The following is a 16,247-nucleotide window of genomic DNA, read 5'->3' as shown; positions in this document are numbered from 1 at the left end:
GGGCTCGACACAGGAAGCCACGCAGCACGGAGAGCGCATTTCGGGAAGCCCGGTAACGCTCTGTCCGCGAATCATCGGGTCTTCGCACCAGGAAGCTGGTCCTCGGCGAGGGTGCAGTCGTGCAACTGCTTCTGGTGGGCCGCCAGCCACTGCTGCACCTCGGGGACGGACATCGAGGCGAGAGAACGCTTACGGCTCCCGGTTTCGAGGAAATCCTTGATGTCCCACTCGACGGCGTTCATCCGCTCCTGGTGATCATCGAACTCCCCCTTCCACTCGCAGGCGTAGAGACCCGCGGCGAGAGCGGCTGTCGTCGGCTCCAATGCGCCGTCGGGCCGAAGCCTGACGATGTCGATGCGCTCGGAGATCGTGATGTCGGGCGGCTTGTCGTAGGTCAGGGCCTGGTCCCACACCTGGTCGATGTTGTCGGGTTTGGTGCCGAACCGGGCGATGACCGGGTCCACCCGCCGGACCAGCTCGTCGAGCCGCGAAGCGTGGCCACTGTGGACGCAGTACCGGATCTCCCGTTGTTCGGCACAGGAGGAGGGCGGCGTTTCCGCGGTGTACGCGACAGGTGGCCGCAGCAGCGAGAAGGTGACCAGCAGCGCCGGAACCGCGAGGTAGACCACGGCATCGGCCAGGGAACGCCAGGCCCGCACCCGGGTCATGGCGCGTGTGGCGAGTGCGACCGCGGCGACCGCGACGGCGACGAACAGTGCGATGCGGAACACGAGCAAGGGCAGTGACTCACGTTTCCCCAGCTGCGGTTCGTACCAGAGCACCGGTGTCACCGCCGCCATCGGTTCGCCACGCACGTTCCCGACCACGAGCAGCGCGTAGAACCCGATCGCGATCAGCGGAATCACCGCGATCGTCGGAGCGACGGTGCCGAGCGCGTAGCCGAGCGCCACGGCGGCGATCATCGCCAGCACGCCGGACAGCATGACCAGCAGGTCCGGTTTCCCGATCCCACCGGTGACGAGCGTCGACACGACCAGCGGGGTCAGCGCCACGAGGTAGGCGCCGACGAACCAGCACACCAGGGTCGTCAGGTGACTGTTCGCTGCCTGTGTCCCCAAGCGCGGTGCACCAGGACGCATCCAGATCCGGTCCTTGGCGTGCATCACCGTCCCGTACCAGCAGGCGGCGGTGCCCGCGATCATTCCCGCGAAGGCGAACTGCTGGTGGAACTGCGCGGACGTCTGCACCCACAGCGGATACGGCCACCCCAGCCTTGACCAGGTCATGCCGACCACCACAACGACGATCGCCGCGGCGGGCACCATGACGGAGTACGGCCCCAGTGGCCACCACCAGCGGCGGGTCATTCAGCGCTCGCCTCGAGGAGCCGCTCGTAGCCCGCTTCGATGGGCGATCGGCGTTCCCGCGTCTCGCCTCGTTCTTCGAGGTCGGCGACGGTCCCGTCGAAGACGAGCCGCCCCTCGGAGATGACGCCGACCCGTTCGCACAGGTAGGAGACGTCCTCGAGGAGATGGGTGGACAGGATCACCGGACGGGTCCGCCCGATCTCGGCGATGAGGTCGCGCACACGCCAACGTTGAGCGGTGTCGAGCCCCACGGTCGGCTCGTCCAGTACGAGCACGTCGGGATCGTGAGCCAGCCCCGCGGCGATGCCGGCCCGTTGTCGTTCCCCGCCGGACAGCGTCCTGACCCGGTCACCGCACTTGTCGGTCAGGTCGACCGCCGCCAGCGCGCGCCGGGCCGCCGCTTCCCGGTCGTCCTGCCCGACGCCGTTGATCCACGCGGTGTAGGAGATCGCGTCGAGGAGCCGCATGCCACCCGCGAACGAGAACCGCTGCGGCACGAAGCCGAGCCGGGCATCCCCGCCCATGACCGCGACCGATCCCGCTGACGGGTGGAGGAGGCCCACGAGCACCGACAGCAGGGTGGTCTTGCCTGCCCCGTTCGGCCCGAGCAGTCCGGTCACACCGGCGTGCACGTCCCAGTCGATCCCGTGCAACACCCGGGTGCGCCCGTAGCCGGCCACGACACCCTGAACGCGAACGCTCAACACAGCGAGGCTCGAGGCGACTCGACGCTGTCGCCGGAGAGACCCGTGGCAGTCGAAGTGTGGGTGTAGTAGTCACCCTCGCCGTCGCACGGCCCCTTCGCGGAAAGCTCGGTGTTCTGCACGTACGTGCGTCCGATCACGGCCTTCTCGGAGTCCGGCCACGCGGGTATCGCCTTGTAGATCCGGACCCAGAAATAGGTCACGACGTCGGAACAGTGTTCCCTGCGGCCGATTCCGTTGAGCGTTCCCCTGGGCGCCGTGGGCTCGGCGGCGACCAAGTGGCAGCCGCTTGCCGTGTCGCTGCCTTGAGTGGCACCCCAGGCGGGTGATGCCACTGCCAGGCTGCCCGCGACGAAGGCGCCTGCGAGCAACGTGCCCAGCATGGATCTCCGGAAGCTCATGTCGAATCCCCCTCGAATTCGGTCGTGGGGAGAAACCCCCGACGAGGAAGCTACTCAGCGGCGCGGGAATGCGGCAATTGCTCGATCGAGCGGTTTTTCGGTTGCGCGGTCACGCTCCGTTCGGGCGTCAGCGATTCCGCGACCCGGGCAGCTGGTCTTCGGTAAGTGTGCAGTCGTGCAGCTGCTTCTGGTGCGTGGCCAGCCATTGTTGTACTTCCGCCACGGACATGTGGGCCAGCCAGCCGTCTCTGACGCCGGTGCCGAGGTATTGGTCGACGTCCACGGCTACTGCCAGGAGTAACCTGTCGCGGTCGTCGGATCGACCGTCCCACGGGCAGGCGTAGATGCCCGCCGCGGTCGTGGCGACCTCGGTTTCGATGGTGCCGTCCGGCTCCAGGGACGCCACTTCGATGCCGCGGTCGCGTTCGAGGTTGCGCGGGTATGGCAGCAGGGCCTGGTCCCAGACCTGATCGATGTTCTCCGGCTTCGAGCCGTAGCGCATGATCATGGGATCCACCAGCCTGACCAGATCCCCGAGCCGCTCGCGGTTGCCGTCGTGCACGCAGTAGCGGATCTCCCTCGTCTCGGTGCACACCGGTGTCGACTGGACGGCGGTGAACACGACCGGTGGTCGAAGCATCGCGATCGTGACCAGAACCGCGGGCAGTGCGAGGTAGATCGCGCTGTCCAGCAGGGAACGCCGGACGCGGCGCCGTGTCATCGCCTTGCCCGCGAGTGCGGCGGCGGCGATCGCGATGACGACGAACAACACGATGCGGAAGACCACGAACGCGTAGCCGAGCGCCACGACGGCGACGACGGCCAGCGCGCCCGAAGCCATGACCAGCGGATCGGGCGTCCCGGTTCCGCCCACCGTCGACACCACGACAGGTGCCAGTCCGATGAGGTACGCGCCGACCAGCCAGCCGACCAACGTCGTGAGATGCCGAGCCGCGGCGGGCGCGCCGAGCCGGGGCGCCACTGGCCGCATCCAGAACCGGTCCTTGGTGTGCAACACGGTCGCGTACCAGCACGCGTACGAACCGGCGATCATCCCCGCCCAGGGGAACTGCTGGTGGAACTGAGCGGATGTCTGTACCCACAACGGATATGGCCAGTCCAGCATCGGCCACGTCATCCCCACCACCACACCTACGATCGCCACAGCGGGCACGACGGCGGAAGCGGGACCGAGCGGCCACCAACTCCTGGTCATGGGAGCGGTCCGGTCACCGCATGCCCGTTGGGACTGGTGAGGATGAAGTGTTCAGCACAGCGGTTCTCGATCGGATTCCACGCTGTCGCCACTGAGACCGGTGGATGTCGACGTGTGCGTGTAATCAGAAGTACGTCACCTCGCCCTCGCACTCGCTCCGCACGCCGGTGCCTCGCAGCGAGCCATGCCCGTTGGACTCGGGCTTCTTGGCGGTGAGGTGGCAGCCCAGTTGAGCACGGCGCCCAGCGGCCATCTTCGGAATTTCATGCTGGTCCCCTTGAATTCGTACGCCTGACGAGAGAATCCCCGACGAGGAAGCTACTCAGCGGCGCGGGAACGCGGCAATTGCTCGATCGAGGGCTTTTTCCGGGATGCCGTCACTCTGCGCGTCAATGGTGATGTTTCAACCTCCATCCCCACCGGCGGGTTCCGAAAGCCCCTGCGGCGAACCACAGCGTGCGCTACGCTCTGTGGTCGCGTTTGGTACAGAGTGTGCTCTGGGGAGGAAGTCGTGGGGGGACCAGGTCAGCCGTACGGGCAACAGTGGCAACCAGGAGGTTGGCCACCCGCGCCGGGACAGTGGCCGCCGGCGCCGGTCAAGCGCAGGCGCGTGTGGGTGTGGCTGATCCCGTTGCTGGCGCTGGTGGTGGCCACGGCGATCGTGGTGCCGATCGCGCTTTCCGGCGGTGACGAGGCGTCCGGCTCGGGGGACACGGCCGCGCCGGCGGAGACTTCGATGCCGGAGGAGACGCGGACCCCGAAACCGGAGGATCGCGACCCGGCGGCCGTCACCGTCGCGTTGCGTCGGCTCGATCCCTGCAAGCTGTTCGACCTCGCGGTGGCGCGGAAGCGGCAGCGGCCGAACGTGGTCACGATCCCTTCCGGGCCGCATTCTTGTTTCCTGGCGCCCGATGCCGATTACACGGGTGGCGGTGGCGGGATCGAGCTGTCCGTCGGCACGTTGTCGGATCAGTTCTTCCGCTACGACGGGGCGCCGTTCGCCCTCGCGGGTGCCAAGGCCTACGAGTACTCGTCGATCGGTGACTCGGGATCGAGCTGCCGGGTGGTGATCCCGGTGAGTTCCGACCGGGCCATCGAGCTGTACTACATGGAGCTCGGAGAAGCGGACCTGTGCCCCACGGTCCGCCAGTACGCGGCAGGGACGGTCGGCAAGCTGCGCAACCCGGACGCGCTCGCGAACACCGACACCTCGCGCCCGTTCTCCGCGTGGGACGGCTGTTCGCTGCTGCGTACCGCCCTCGGTGCGACCGCGGGGGACTACGTGTACGAGCCGCACAGCCACGGCGACCACTTCGGCGGGTGCAACGCCGCCAACAAGGACCGGGCGAACGGCTACCACCCGGCGAACATCCAGGTCAGCTACGACGACACCGCTGAGGTGACCGGGAAGACGAGGACGATCGGTGGCAAGACGGTGGCCGTCACCGACCGGAGCAAGGACTGCTCGGCGCACTGGGACCACGGCCCGACCGGCGTCGCGAACAAGCTGTGGGCCGTCACGCCCGTCGCCATGTCCGCCAAGGACTGCGACACCCTCGTCGCGCTGGTGGAGAAGGTGATCGCCCTCGCGGGCACGAAACCCGCGGACGACGCCGCGCCGCAGCGGCCGCTGCTGTACGGGCCGGACGAGAACGACACCGCGTCGAAGGGTGCCTGCGTCGACCTCGCCATCTCCGGCGGCGTGGCCGACTGCGAGCCCTACCAGGAAGTTCCGGTGCCGCGGGGCACGGACGCCATCATGGCGGCGTCGGAGGTGAACCGGAACCTCCAGTGCGCGGTGTTCGCGGACGCCGTCGCCGACAAGTTCGGCGCGGAGTTCGTACCGGTGACCTGGGAGGCCCACGGCTTCTTCGTCGACTCGGCGCACACCGTCCGGATCCAGGTGAACGTGGACGACGGGAACGCGCCCGCCGACTACGGCCGCGGCGACCTCTATGCCGACCGCGAGAAGATCGAGATCGCGGGCAAACCCGCCATCGTCTTCTGGGACGCCGACAGGACGGTCTTCGAGATCTACCTGTCACCGCACGACGCCACCAGCGAGCGGGGCAATCTGCACATCGCGGTCGAGATGGTCGGCGGTCGTGGCAAGGAGTTCGAGACACCTCCCTCGCTGCCGCGGGACAAGGCTGACCTGGCGACGGAGGTCATGGAGCAGGTCGTGGAAACGTACTTCCGGTGAACGAACGCCGGGTGTGGTGACCCCTTGACCGGCGGTAGCTTGATCGGGTGAACATGTGTCTCACTCCACGCCAGCAAGAACTGGTCGACATCGCCGGGAAGCTCGCGGACACGTTCGCCGAGCGGGCGCCTGAGCACGACCGGGACAACACGTTCCCGGTGGAGAACTACGACGACCTGCGCGCCGCCGGGTTCCTGCGGCTCACCGTGCCGACGGAACTCGGCGGGCAGGGCGCCTCGCTGGAAGAGCTGGTGCCGGTGCTGGAGCGGCTCGCCATGGGCGACGGGTCGACCGCGCTGGCGGTGGCCATGCACATCTCGCCGATCGGGCAGTGGGCGAGTGTGTGGCGGCGGACCAGGAACCCGCGGTTGGAGCAGCTGCTCCGCGAAGCCGCCGAGGACCGGCTGATCTGGGCCTCCATCACCAGCGAACCCGGCATGCGCAACGACATGACCGACGCACGGACCGCGGCGGTCAAGGTCGACGGCGGGTTCCGCCTGACCGGGCGGAAGGCCTACGCCACCAACTCGACCGTGGCGACGCACTGCTCGACCACCGCCCGGTGGGAGGACGCGCCTGGCGGGCCACGGCTGGTCCTGTGCCGGATCGCGCTCGACGCGCCCGGTGTCACCATCCACAAGACGTGGGACACCATGGGCATGCGTGGCACGCAGTCCAACGACGTCGTCTACGAGGACGTGTTCGTCGCCGACGAGGACGTCGTGCACTCGCTGCCGGTCGGGCACCTCGACGCGCGCGTGCTGGAAACCGTGTGGTCGTGGGCGATGGGCGCGTTCGCCGCGGTCTACACCGGCATCGCCGCCGGGGCGCTCGACTGGGCCGTCGCCCAGCTCGCGGGCCGCGGCAAGGGCACCGACCCGCTGGTGCAGGACACCATCGGCGAGTGCCAGATCCTCGTGGAGTCGTGCCGTGCGCTCACCTACCGGCACGCGCAGGAGGTCACCTCACGGCGCCTGTTCGAGGTCGGTGTGCAGGACGGCATCGCCCGCTGTGCGCTCGTGAAGTACGTGGCCAGCAACAACGCCACCCTGGTGCTGCGGCGGCTGGTCGACGTGCTCGGCGGCGCGAGCTTCTCCCGCAAGCTGCCGTACGAACGGATGTGGCGTGACGCCCAGGCGGGCACGTTCATGCCGATGGGCAACCAGGCCGCCCGCAAGATCATCGGTGCCAGTGCGCTGGGGGTGGCGATCGCGCCGGTCATCGACTTCGACGAGACGGGGCCGGACTCGAGGGCGAAGCAGTGACCACCGTCCGGGACGCGACGAGGGACGTGCTCCGGTCGTTCGGGCTGACCACGATCTTCGGCAACCCGGGCACCACGGAGATCGGCTTCCTGCGCGACTTCCCCAACGACTTCCGTTACGTGCTGGGGCTGCAGGAGTCGGTCGCGGTCGCCATGGCCGACGGGTACGCGCACGCGTCGGGGCGTGCCGTGCTCGTCAACCTGCACTCCGCGGGCGGGGTCGGGCACGGGCTGGGGCACCTGTTCACCGCCTACCGCAACAACACCCCGATGATCGTGCTCGCCGGGCAGCAGGTCCGTTCCCTGATGCCCAGCGAGCCGTTCCTGGGCGCCCTGGACGCCACCACGTTCCCGCGCCCGTACGTGAAGTGGGCCGTCGAACCAGCGCGCCCGCAGGACGTGCCGGGGGCGATCGCCCAGGCGTACCGCGTGGCCACGCAGCCGCCGTACGGGCCGACGTTCGTGTCCGTCCCCGCCGATGACTGGGACGCCGAATGCGATCCGCTGCCGGAACGCCCGCGGGTACCGGGTTTCGGTCCGGACCCCGACGCGATCGCGGGCCTGGTCGCCGCGTTGAACGCAGCGGCGCGTCCCGCACTGGTGATGGGGCCGGGGGTGGACGCGGAGGGCGCCATCCCCGACGCGGTGGCACTGGCGGAACGGGCACGCGCGACCGTCTGGACCAGCCCCATGGCGTGGCGCAGCTGCTTCCCCGAGGACCACCCGCAGTTCGCCGGTTTCCTGCCGCCCGAGGAACGCGGCACCGTGGAAGCGTTGCGGGGCCACGACCTGGTGGTCGTGCTCGGCGCGCCCGCCTTCCTGTACCACGTCTACCGCGGCGCCACCGATCACGCGCTGCCGCCGCTGTACCTGGTCAGCGACGACGAGCAGGTGCTGGCGCGGGCCCGTGAAGGCGTGGGGATCCGGTCCGGGGTGCGGGCGGCGATCCGCGCGGTCACCGACGGACTCGCCGAGCCCGCCCGCCCTGTGCCGTCAGGCCGCGACCGCAGGCCGCGACCGCCGGAGACCACGCCGATCACCGTGGAGTGGGTGTTCGCGAACCTCGCCGACGAACTCGACGAGAACGTGCTGCTGGTGGAGGAGATCCCCAGCCACCTGCTGGTCCGCCGCGAGTACCTGCCGGTGCGGGCGAGGAGCACCGGCCTGCTGAGCACCGGCGGCGGCGCGCTCGGCTACGGGCTGCCCGCCGCGGTCGGCGCGGCGCTCGGCGCACCGGACCGGAAGGTGGTGGCGGTGCTGGGCGACGGGTCGAGCATGTACTCGATCCAGGGCTTGTGGACCGCCGCGCGTGAGCACCTGCCGGTCACGTTCGTGGTGCTGGACAACGCCCAGTACGCGGCGGTCGACATCCTCGCGGGCCCCGACGACAAGATGCCCGGTGTGGAACTCGGCGGCATCGACTTCGTCGCGCTCGCCGAGGGCATGGGCTGCCACACCCAGCGGGTCACGCACCCGCACGAGCTGAAACCCGCGCTGACCCGGGCACTGGCCGACGACCACCCGACCCTGGTCCACGTCCGCGTGGACCCGAAACCGACGGCGCTCTACTGAGAGCGCGTCGGCTCCTGCGCCTCGGCGCGCTCGGCCGCCAGGAACTTCTCGGCGGCCAGCTCGTCCGGGGACGGTGCCGCGGCCGGCCGGTCGTGCAGCAGGCGTGCGATCTCCGTGCGCAGCTCCACGAACTCGGCCGAGCCGCGGGTGGTGATCTGGTCGCGTGCCGCGGGCAGGGGCACGGGGAGGTCGGCCACGATCGACGCCGGTGACTTCGACAGCACCAGGACCCGGTCGCCCAGGTACACGCTCTCGTCGATGTCGTGCGTGACGAGCAGGACGGTGCTCTGGTGCTCCCTGCGCACCCGCAACAGCAGGTCCTCGAGGTCGGCCCTGGTCTGCGCGTCCACCGACGCGAACGGCTCGTCCATCAGCAAGAGCGCGGGCTGGCACGCCAGGGCCCGCGCGATGGAGACCCGCTGCTGCATGCCACCGGAGAGCTGCCACGGGTACTTGCCCGCAGCCGCCTCAAGACCAACCCAGCTGAGCGCTTCCAGCGCGCGCCGCCGCCGCTCGGCGCGGCCACGCACCCGGGTGCGCAGCGGGAACTCCACGTTGCCGCGCACGGAAAGCCACGGGAACAGCGAACGGCTGTAGTCCTGGAACACCACGGCGAGGTCGTCCGGCACGCCCCGCACCGCGTCACCGTGCAGGCTGATCTCGCCGTCGGTGGGCTTGATCAGACCGGCGATGCACCGCAGCAGCGTGGACTTGCCGCACCCGGACGGGCCGACGATGCACGCCAGCTCGTCCTTGGCGACGGTGAAGGTCAGGTCCTCCACCGCCACGTGTGCTCCCGGCCCGGTGCCGTAGCGGTGCGCGAGCCCGCGCACCTCCAGCATGGTCGGCATGGTGTCTCTCATCCTCCGGCTTTGGCGGTCTGCGCGGCGGTCGCCACGGCGGAGCGGGTCGGTTGCCACCGCAGTGCACGGCGCTCGACGGCGAGCAGCGCGAGGTTCAGCACGTAGCCGATGATCCCCAGCAGCATGATCCAGGCCCACATCGTCAGGAAGTCGAACTGGCTCTGCGCCTCGACCAGGTTGGCCCCGATGCCCACGGTGTCGCCGACCATCTCGGACACCACCATGAGGATCACCGCGATCGCCAGGCTGAGCCGCAGTCCGGCGAAGATCTTCGGCAGCGCGGCGGGCAGCACCACCATCGCCACCCACTGGGAGCGGGAGGTGCGGAACGCCCGTGCCGTGTCGGTCTTCACCCCGTCCACCGAGCGTACGCCGTCGACGGTGTTCAGCAGGATGGGCCAGACGCACCCGAACACGATCAGCGCGATCTTCATGTCGTCGTTGAGGCCGATGAGCACGATGAACACGGGCAGCAGCGCGGGGGAGGGCAGCGAGCGGAAGAACGCGAACAGCGGGCCGACGTACTGCATGCCGGTCCGGGAACGGCCGAGCGCGGTGCCGATCACCACGCCGACGAGCGCGGCCAGCGCCCAGCCGCCGAGCACCCGGCCCAGGCTCGGCAGGATGTCGTCGGTGACCGCGTCGGTCAGGCCGAACCCGCCGTCCTCGCCGACGAACCAGAGGTGCCACCCGTGGTGCAGGATCTGCCACGGGGTGGGGAAGTAGACGTCCTGCGCGGACGCCGTGAGCACCTGCCAGACGACCACGGCGATCGCGAACACGATCCAGCGCTGGACGAGACCCGTCACGCGCTTCATGACAGCGCCTCCACGCGGGTCGTGTCGCTCCAGTGGAAGATGCGTTTGCCGAGCTTCTCCAGGCCCTCGTTGACCAGGTACCCGATGACGCCGATGACGATGGTGCCCGCGAGCACCTCGTCCATGCCGTTGACCGTCGTGTAGACGTCGATGATGAACGCGCCGACGCCGATCTCGCTGCCCGCCAGGTATTCCGTGGACACCGTGACGATCAGCGCGATGGCCGCGGACAGGCGGATGCCGGTGAACGCGAACGGCGCCACGTGCGGCAGCGCGACCGTGGCGAGCACCCGCGCCCGTTTGTTGCCGAACGACCGCGCGGTGTCCAGCAGCAGCGGGTCGATCTCGTCGAGCGCGTAGATGATGTTGAACAGGATCGGCCACACCGAGGCGAGCACGGCGAGCGTGATCTTCGCCTCCGGTCCGGAGCCGATGGTCATGATGATCAGCGGGATCAGTGCCACCGGCGGGATCGGCCGGATGAACTCGATCAGCGCCCGGGTGGAGCTGCGCAGCCACGGCAGGCTGCCGAGCAGCAGTCCGGCAGGCACGGCGACGGCGATGGCGACGCCCAGCGCGATGAGCCACGCGAGCACGGTCGCGATCACGTCACGGATGAACGAGGACTCGCCGAGCAGGTCCACGAGCCGCGGGAACACCACACTGGGCGGCGGCAGGGAGTTCTTGCTGACCAGACCGGACTGGCTGACTCCCTCCCACAACAGGAGGAAGCCGGCCAGCCCGATCAGATTCCGGATGACAGGTCGCACCGCAGTGGTTCAGTCGTCAGGTCAGCGGTGCGGTCGGGACGATCATCGTGGACACGTCGATGTCCTTCTTGATGACGTCGAACTCCTTCATCAGGTCCGGCACCCGCTGGATCCTGGTGGCGTCGAGCTTCGACTGGAACGTCAGCAGGGTCGCGACCTTCGCGATGTTCTCGTCCACACCGGAGAACTTGACCAGCAGCGGCTCGACCTTCGAACGGTCGGACAGCGCCAGGTCGGTGCCGCGCTGCATCGCCCGCTGGAACGCGGCGATGGTGTTCTTGTTCTTCGCCACGAAGTCACCGGTGGAGCCCCAGCCCGCGGTGGGCATGTCGGCGGTCGGGCCGGTCGCGGTGTCGAAGATCGGCAGCGCGCCCGCCTCGGTCTGCGTCTGCGACAGGAACGGCTCGGTCACGAACGCGGCGTCGACGTTGCCCGCCTTGAGCGCGTCCGCGGTCGCCGGGAACGGCGTCTTGACCCACTTGATGCTCTTGTAGTCCACGCCCTTGGTCTTCAGCGTGGCCATGGTGAGCAGGTCGGAGATGGTGCCGGTGGCGGTGACCGCGACCTTCTTGCCCGCCATGTCCTGCACGGTCTTCACCGACGAGTTCGGCAGCGCGACGACCATGCAGCTGTTCGGGCCCGCGGAAGAGGCGTCGGCGACGATCTTGATACCGCCCTTGGCCTGGCCGGCCCCCTTGCTCTCCGCCAGGAAGAAGGGCGTGTAGCTCGAATACGAGATGTCGACTTCGCCGGAGATGAGTTTGTTGACCGATTCACCGCCGGACGGCGCGTCGACGAACTTGACGTTCAGGCCCTCGTCTTTGAAGAAACCCTCCTGCATCGCCAGGTGGAACGGCGCGAGGTCGGTGGTCTTCATGATCGAGATGTTCAGCTCGGTGGTCTCGAGCTTGCCGTTGCCCCCGGCCTGCGGCTCGGGGTCGTCATCGGAACCGCCGAGCGCACTGCAGCTGGACAGCGCCATTGCCAGCGTCAGTGCGGATGCGACCAGGGGAAGACGGGCGCGAAGACCGCGCCCGGTGCTGCCTGTGGGCATGTGGAGCCTCTCCTCATGCGTGAGGTGGTCAAAGCTGATATCGGTGGTGCCCCGTACACCAGGCCGCCACTGTAGAGATCTCCATCGCGGGTCACAATCCGTGTCCGCCCCTTTACTTTTCCGGTAATGACACCGCTGAATGGGTGGCAACGGGCTCGTTTCGCGGGCCGGACAGCGGCCGCCACCTGCCCACATCCCGTCACGAGCAGCGATCCCGTGACTACCCCGGGGGGACGAGCTTCGTCACCTATTTGTGACCTGTCCAGAGCTAAACCGATCGAGAAAGATCGCACCTCGGTGTGAGCTTGACCACTCCAATGGGTGGCCGCATCGTCCGAAGGGCTTACGCAGGGGCATACACTCCGCTACCTTCTGCTGCCACATCGAGATTGATGTTCGTTGAAGTGTCAAGGAGTAGTGGCCATGTGCCTGTGCGTGCTTCCCGTCGCGGGAAGCCCGGGAAGTGGCTGATCGGGGAAGTGCCGCCCCGGCGGCGCACGGCTGGACGCGAACCTCACCGGGGTACGTGCCCGTTCGAGCAGACGGGCTATCGGCTTTTGATCAGGGAGAGTGCTGGGAGTGCCCGACGCCACTGACGTCCCACACCGCTCCGGCGGCAAGTTCGGGGACAACGCTGCCCGCGGCCGCCCCGCGCCGCGGCAGGAGCCCGCTCCCACCGTAGGGCGCAAGGGCGGCTCGCTCCTGCGCATGCGGAACTGGCGACTGCGCACCAAGGTCATCGCGGTCATCGTCGTGCCGACCCTGACCGCGCTCGCGCTCGGCGGTCTGCGCGCCGCGAACGACCTCGACCGCGCCGCGGAGTTCCGCCAGACGGTCAACCAGGTCGACCTGGCCAGGAACGTGACCCGCGTGGTGCACGAACTGCAGAAGGAACGTGACCTCGCGGTGGCGTGGGTGGCCGCGGACCGCGAAGGCTCGCGAACCGGTCTCGACGCCCAGATCGGACAGGTCGACGAGGCCGTCACCGCGGCACAGCAGCAGGCGAACGCACTGGACACCGACGACGAAGCCGCCAAGGAGCGGTACAACATCGGTCTGCAGCGCCTGTCCGCGCTGAGCGCGATCCGCGACACCACACAGAACACCGACTACCCGGACGCCGCGGTGTTCAACGCGTACTCCCGCGTGCTGGACGCCGTCGTGCGCCTCGGCCGCGAGATCAACACCGCGGTCACCGACCGGAACCTGCTGCGTGAGGGCACGGTCATCCAGTCGCTGTCCGAGGCGAAGGAAAGCGTCTCCATCGAGAACGCGATCCTGCAGATCGCGGCCGTGCACGACAGCTTCCCCGCCGACCTGCTCTCCCGCATCCGCGACGCCCAGGCCGCCACCGCGGGCGCGCTCGCCGACTACAAGGCCAACGCGTCGCTCGAACAACGCCAGCTGTACAACGACACGGTCTCCGGCACCGAGGTCGACGGCCGGGAACGGATCAAGGCGCAGGCGATCTCCGCCGCGGAGCGCTCCACCCCGGAAACCCAGCTGTCACTGCAGATCAACCCGGCCGACCTGAGCAACAACGGCGCCGCCACCGTCGAACGGCTGCGCACCGTGGAGATCGCGCTGCTCGACCAGCTGCGCAGCGAGGCGGACGAACTCGCCAACGACGCCGTCGCCTCCGCGTGGCGCGACGCGGCCATCGTGCTCGTCGCCCTGCTGCTCGCGGTCGGCCTGATGGTGATCGTCACCAGGTCGCTGCTGACCCCGCTGCGCGTGCTGCGCCGCGAGGCGCTCGAGGTCGCGAACCGCAAGCTGCCCGCGTCGGTGCAGCGGATCCTCGCCCACCCGAACCCCGCCGAGGCCGCGAAACACGCGGTCGAGCCGGTGCCGGTGTTCACGCGCGAGGAGACCGGACAGCTGGCCCGCTCGTTCGACGCGGTGCAGGAGCAGGCGGTCCTGATGGCGACCGAGCAGGCGCTCCTGCGCGAGAACATCAACTCCATCTTCGTCAACCTGTCCCGCCGGTCGCAGGCGCTGGTGGAACGCCAGCTCGCGCTGATCGACCGGTTGGAGCAGGACGAGCAGGACCCGGACCAGCTGGCGTCGCTGTTCGAGCTGGACCACCTCGCCACCCGTATGCGGCGGAACTCGGAGTCCCTCCTGGTGCTCTCCGGCACCGGTCTTTCGCGCCAGTTGGCGCGGCCGGTGCCCGCCTCCGACGTGGTCGGCGCGGCGGTCTCGGAGGTCGAGCAGTACGTCCGCGTCGAGGTCGCGTCCGCGCCCGACGTCGCGGTGCAGGGCCGCGCGGTCTCCGACCTCGTGCACGTCATCGCGGAACTGCTGGACAACGCGACCTTCTTCTCCGAGCCGGAGAAGAAGGTGTTCGTCCGGATGACGATGAACCGCAAGCAGGAACTGACCATCCAGATCACCGACCAGGGCGTCGGCATGTCGGAGGACGAGATCGCGGCGGCCAACGCCCGGCTCGCCGACCCGCCGGACCTGGACGTGTCCGTGACCAGGCGAATGGGTCTGTACGTGGTCGCGCGGCTGGCCAAGCGGCACAACATCAGGGTGCGGCTGCGGGACAACGAGGACATCGAGGGCGGCCTGATCGCCCGCATCGAGGTCCCCGCCGACCTGATCCAGCCGTTGAACTCGCCTGCCCGCTCGACGTCCGCGACCGTGACGACCTCGTCGTTGCGGCAGCAGTCGGCGCTGGAGTCGTCGCTGGGCTCCGGTGCCGGCTTCCCGAGCATGCCGAACGCGCCCGCGCCTGCGCCTGCCCGCAACAGCGGCATCGCGGGCGCGTTCGCCGCGGGCATGCCGAGGCGGCTGCGGCCGGACAACGGCGTGCTCACGGACAAACCCCGTGACGAGGAGTTCACCGAGCAGGCGCCCGCGCCGGTCAACCACGACCCCGCGGGCACCGGCGAGCAGCCGACCGCCCTGTTCGGCCCACCGATGCCCGAACCGAGCCTTCCCGTGGAGAACGCACCCATGTCGCTGGGCACGAGCCGCCCGGCCACCGACCACGCAACCGACGCACCGACCGAGCGGCTGCCGATCTACGAAGCCGTGCTGTCGCAGTGGTTCGAGGCCGCAGACACCGGCGCGCAGCAAGCCGTGCCCGCCCAGGCCGCTGGGCCGGCCAACGGCACGACCCCGGTCCCGCAGGCGGCGCCCGCCGCGACGCGCCAACCCGAGTCGTCCGCGTGGACCTCACCCGGCGACGAGGGCTGGCAGGCCGCGCAGGCACTGCTCAGCGCCACGCCGGAGAAGACGACGACCAGCGCGGGGCTGCCCAAGCGCAAGCCCAAGGAGCACCTCGTGCCGGGGTCGGCCGCACCGCGTGCGCAGGAGTCCGGCGCCACGACGGAATCGACGGCCCCGCCCCTGCCGCCGCGGTCGGCTGACGCCATCCGCGGCCGGATGGCGAGCTTCCAGCAGGGTGTGCGGCGTGGCAGGCACACACTCATCGACGCCTTCCCCGGTGACCCGAAGGGCGCCGAGGGCAACCGCCAGAACGAGGAGCAGGAGTGACGACTCCGAAAGACCAGCCCGGCAGTTTCGGCTGGCTCATCACAGACTTCGTCCGCCGAGTCCCCGGCGTCGCGCACGCCGTCGTCGTGTCGGCCGACGGGTTGCTGCTCGCCGCGTCGCACGGCCTGCCGCGCGACCGGGCCGAGCAGCTCTCGGCGGTGTCGTCCGGCCTGATCAGCCTCACCCAGGGCGCGGCGAGGTGCTTCGAGGCCGGCGGTGTGAACCAGACCGTGGTCGAGATGGACCGCGGCTACCTGTTCCTGATGTCCATCTCGGACGGTTCGTGCCTCGCCGTGCTGGCCGCGCCGAACTCCGACATCGGCCTCGTCGCCTACGAGATGACCGTGCTGGTCGAGCGCGTCGGCCAGCAGATGACCCCGGAACTGCGTGCCCAGCTCCAGGGCGCGCAGCGCGGGTGAACCGAATTTTCATGGAAAGGGTGCTCAGTGGTCTCCGCAGGCTCTAGTCCCCTCGGCCAGCGTGGCGGGTCCGCACCGCAGCCGACGACCTCGGCGAAGATCGTGGTCGCTGGTGGTTTCGGGGTGGGTAA

Annotated in this window: 14 protein-coding genes; 5 read left to right on the top strand and 9 right to left on the bottom strand. The window is 69.2% G+C overall.

Annotated elements, in window-relative coordinates:
- Window positions 1-71 precede the first annotated feature (71 nt).
- The 5 genes from ACYQ77_RS37760 to ACYQ77_RS37740 all read right to left on the bottom strand — a co-directional run bounded on the left by ACYQ77_RS37760 (window position 72) and on the right by ACYQ77_RS37740 (window position 3,902).
- Window positions 72-1,328 carry a hypothetical protein gene (locus ACYQ77_RS37760; RefSeq protein ID WP_459720671.1) on the bottom strand — a complete coding sequence of 419 codons (1,257 nt, stop codon included), beginning with the start codon at window positions 1,326-1,328 and terminating at the stop codon, window positions 72-74.
- On the bottom strand, window positions 1,325-2,032 hold the full coding sequence (locus ACYQ77_RS37755; RefSeq protein WP_459720669.1) for an ABC transporter ATP-binding protein: 708 nt from the start codon (window positions 2,030-2,032) through the stop codon (window positions 1,325-1,327). The genes ACYQ77_RS37760 and ACYQ77_RS37755 overlap by 4 nt, the downstream gene beginning before the upstream one ends.
- Window positions 2,029-2,415 (bottom strand): hypothetical protein, encoded by a 387-nt coding sequence (locus ACYQ77_RS37750; RefSeq protein ID WP_459720666.1) that lies wholly within the window; start codon window positions 2,413-2,415, stop codon window positions 2,029-2,031. The genes ACYQ77_RS37755 and ACYQ77_RS37750 overlap by 4 nt, the downstream gene beginning before the upstream one ends.
- 145 nt (window positions 2,416-2,560) lie before the next feature.
- Window positions 2,561-3,487: a hypothetical protein gene (locus ACYQ77_RS37745; RefSeq protein ID WP_459720663.1), complete on the bottom strand. Its 927-nt coding sequence runs from the start codon at window positions 3,485-3,487 to the stop codon at window positions 2,561-2,563.
- Between the two features lie 286 nt (window positions 3,488-3,773).
- Window positions 3,774-3,902, bottom strand: coding sequence for a hypothetical protein (locus ACYQ77_RS37740; RefSeq protein ID WP_459720660.1), 129 nt, complete (start codon window positions 3,900-3,902; stop codon window positions 3,774-3,776).
- Window positions 3,903-4,160: 258 nt separating this feature from the next.
- Between ACYQ77_RS37740 and ACYQ77_RS37735 the strand changes: the two genes are divergently transcribed.
- Genes ACYQ77_RS37735 through mdlC form a run of 3 tightly spaced genes read left to right on the top strand, consistent with a single transcriptional unit; the run spans window position 4,161 to window position 8,688 of the window.
- Window positions 4,161-5,852: a hypothetical protein gene (locus tag ACYQ77_RS37735; protein WP_459720657.1), complete on the top strand. Its 1,692-nt coding sequence runs from the start codon at window positions 4,161-4,163 to the stop codon at window positions 5,850-5,852.
- A gap of 53 nt (window positions 5,853-5,905) precedes the next feature.
- Window positions 5,906-7,117 carry an acyl-CoA dehydrogenase family protein gene (locus ACYQ77_RS37730; protein WP_459721179.1) on the top strand — a complete coding sequence of 404 codons (1,212 nt, stop codon included), beginning with the start codon at window positions 5,906-5,908 and terminating at the stop codon, window positions 7,115-7,117.
- Entirely contained in the window at window positions 7,114-8,688 is a 1,575-nt protein-coding gene (mdlC, locus tag ACYQ77_RS37725) for a benzoylformate decarboxylase (protein WP_459720656.1), read from the top strand. The genes ACYQ77_RS37730 and mdlC overlap by 4 nt, the downstream gene beginning before the upstream one ends.
- Here mdlC and ACYQ77_RS37720 read toward each other — a convergent pair.
- The 4 genes from ACYQ77_RS37720 to ACYQ77_RS37705 are packed head-to-tail and all read right to left on the bottom strand — an operon-like array spanning window position 8,682 to window position 12,193.
- A complete protein-coding gene (locus ACYQ77_RS37720) occupies window positions 8,682-9,539 on the bottom strand; it encodes an ABC transporter ATP-binding protein (protein ID WP_459720653.1) in 858 nt (285 codons plus the stop codon). The genes mdlC and ACYQ77_RS37720 overlap by 7 nt on opposite strands.
- Before the next feature lie 8 nt (window positions 9,540-9,547).
- Window positions 9,548-10,369: an ABC transporter permease gene (locus ACYQ77_RS37715; RefSeq protein WP_459720650.1), complete on the bottom strand. Its 822-nt coding sequence runs from the start codon at window positions 10,367-10,369 to the stop codon at window positions 9,548-9,550.
- Window positions 10,366-11,139 carry an ABC transporter permease gene (locus tag ACYQ77_RS37710; protein ID WP_459720647.1) on the bottom strand — a complete coding sequence of 258 codons (774 nt, stop codon included), beginning with the start codon at window positions 11,137-11,139 and terminating at the stop codon, window positions 10,366-10,368. Before ACYQ77_RS37710 ends, ACYQ77_RS37715 begins: the two co-directional genes overlap by 4 nt.
- A gap of 16 nt (window positions 11,140-11,155) precedes the next feature.
- Window positions 11,156-12,193, bottom strand: coding sequence for an ABC transporter substrate-binding protein (locus ACYQ77_RS37705; protein WP_459720644.1), 1,038 nt, complete (start codon window positions 12,191-12,193; stop codon window positions 11,156-11,158).
- A gap of 708 nt (window positions 12,194-12,901) precedes the next feature.
- Here ACYQ77_RS37705 and ACYQ77_RS37700 point away from each other — a divergent pair.
- Together ACYQ77_RS37700 and ACYQ77_RS37695 are read left to right on the top strand one after the other, a co-directional pair.
- Window positions 12,902-15,697, top strand: a complete 2,796-nt coding sequence (locus tag ACYQ77_RS37700) for a sensor histidine kinase (protein ID WP_459720641.1) — start codon at window positions 12,902-12,904, stop codon at window positions 15,695-15,697.
- Window positions 15,694-16,116, top strand: coding sequence for a roadblock/LC7 domain-containing protein (locus ACYQ77_RS37695; protein WP_459720638.1), 423 nt, complete (start codon window positions 15,694-15,696; stop codon window positions 16,114-16,116). Before ACYQ77_RS37700 ends, ACYQ77_RS37695 begins: the two co-directional genes overlap by 4 nt.
- Window positions 16,117-16,247 lie beyond the last annotated feature (131 nt).

The sequence above is a fragment of the Actinophytocola sp. KF-1 genome (genome assembly GCF_054661535.1).
This window is presented reverse-complemented; position numbering and strand designations above follow the sequence as displayed.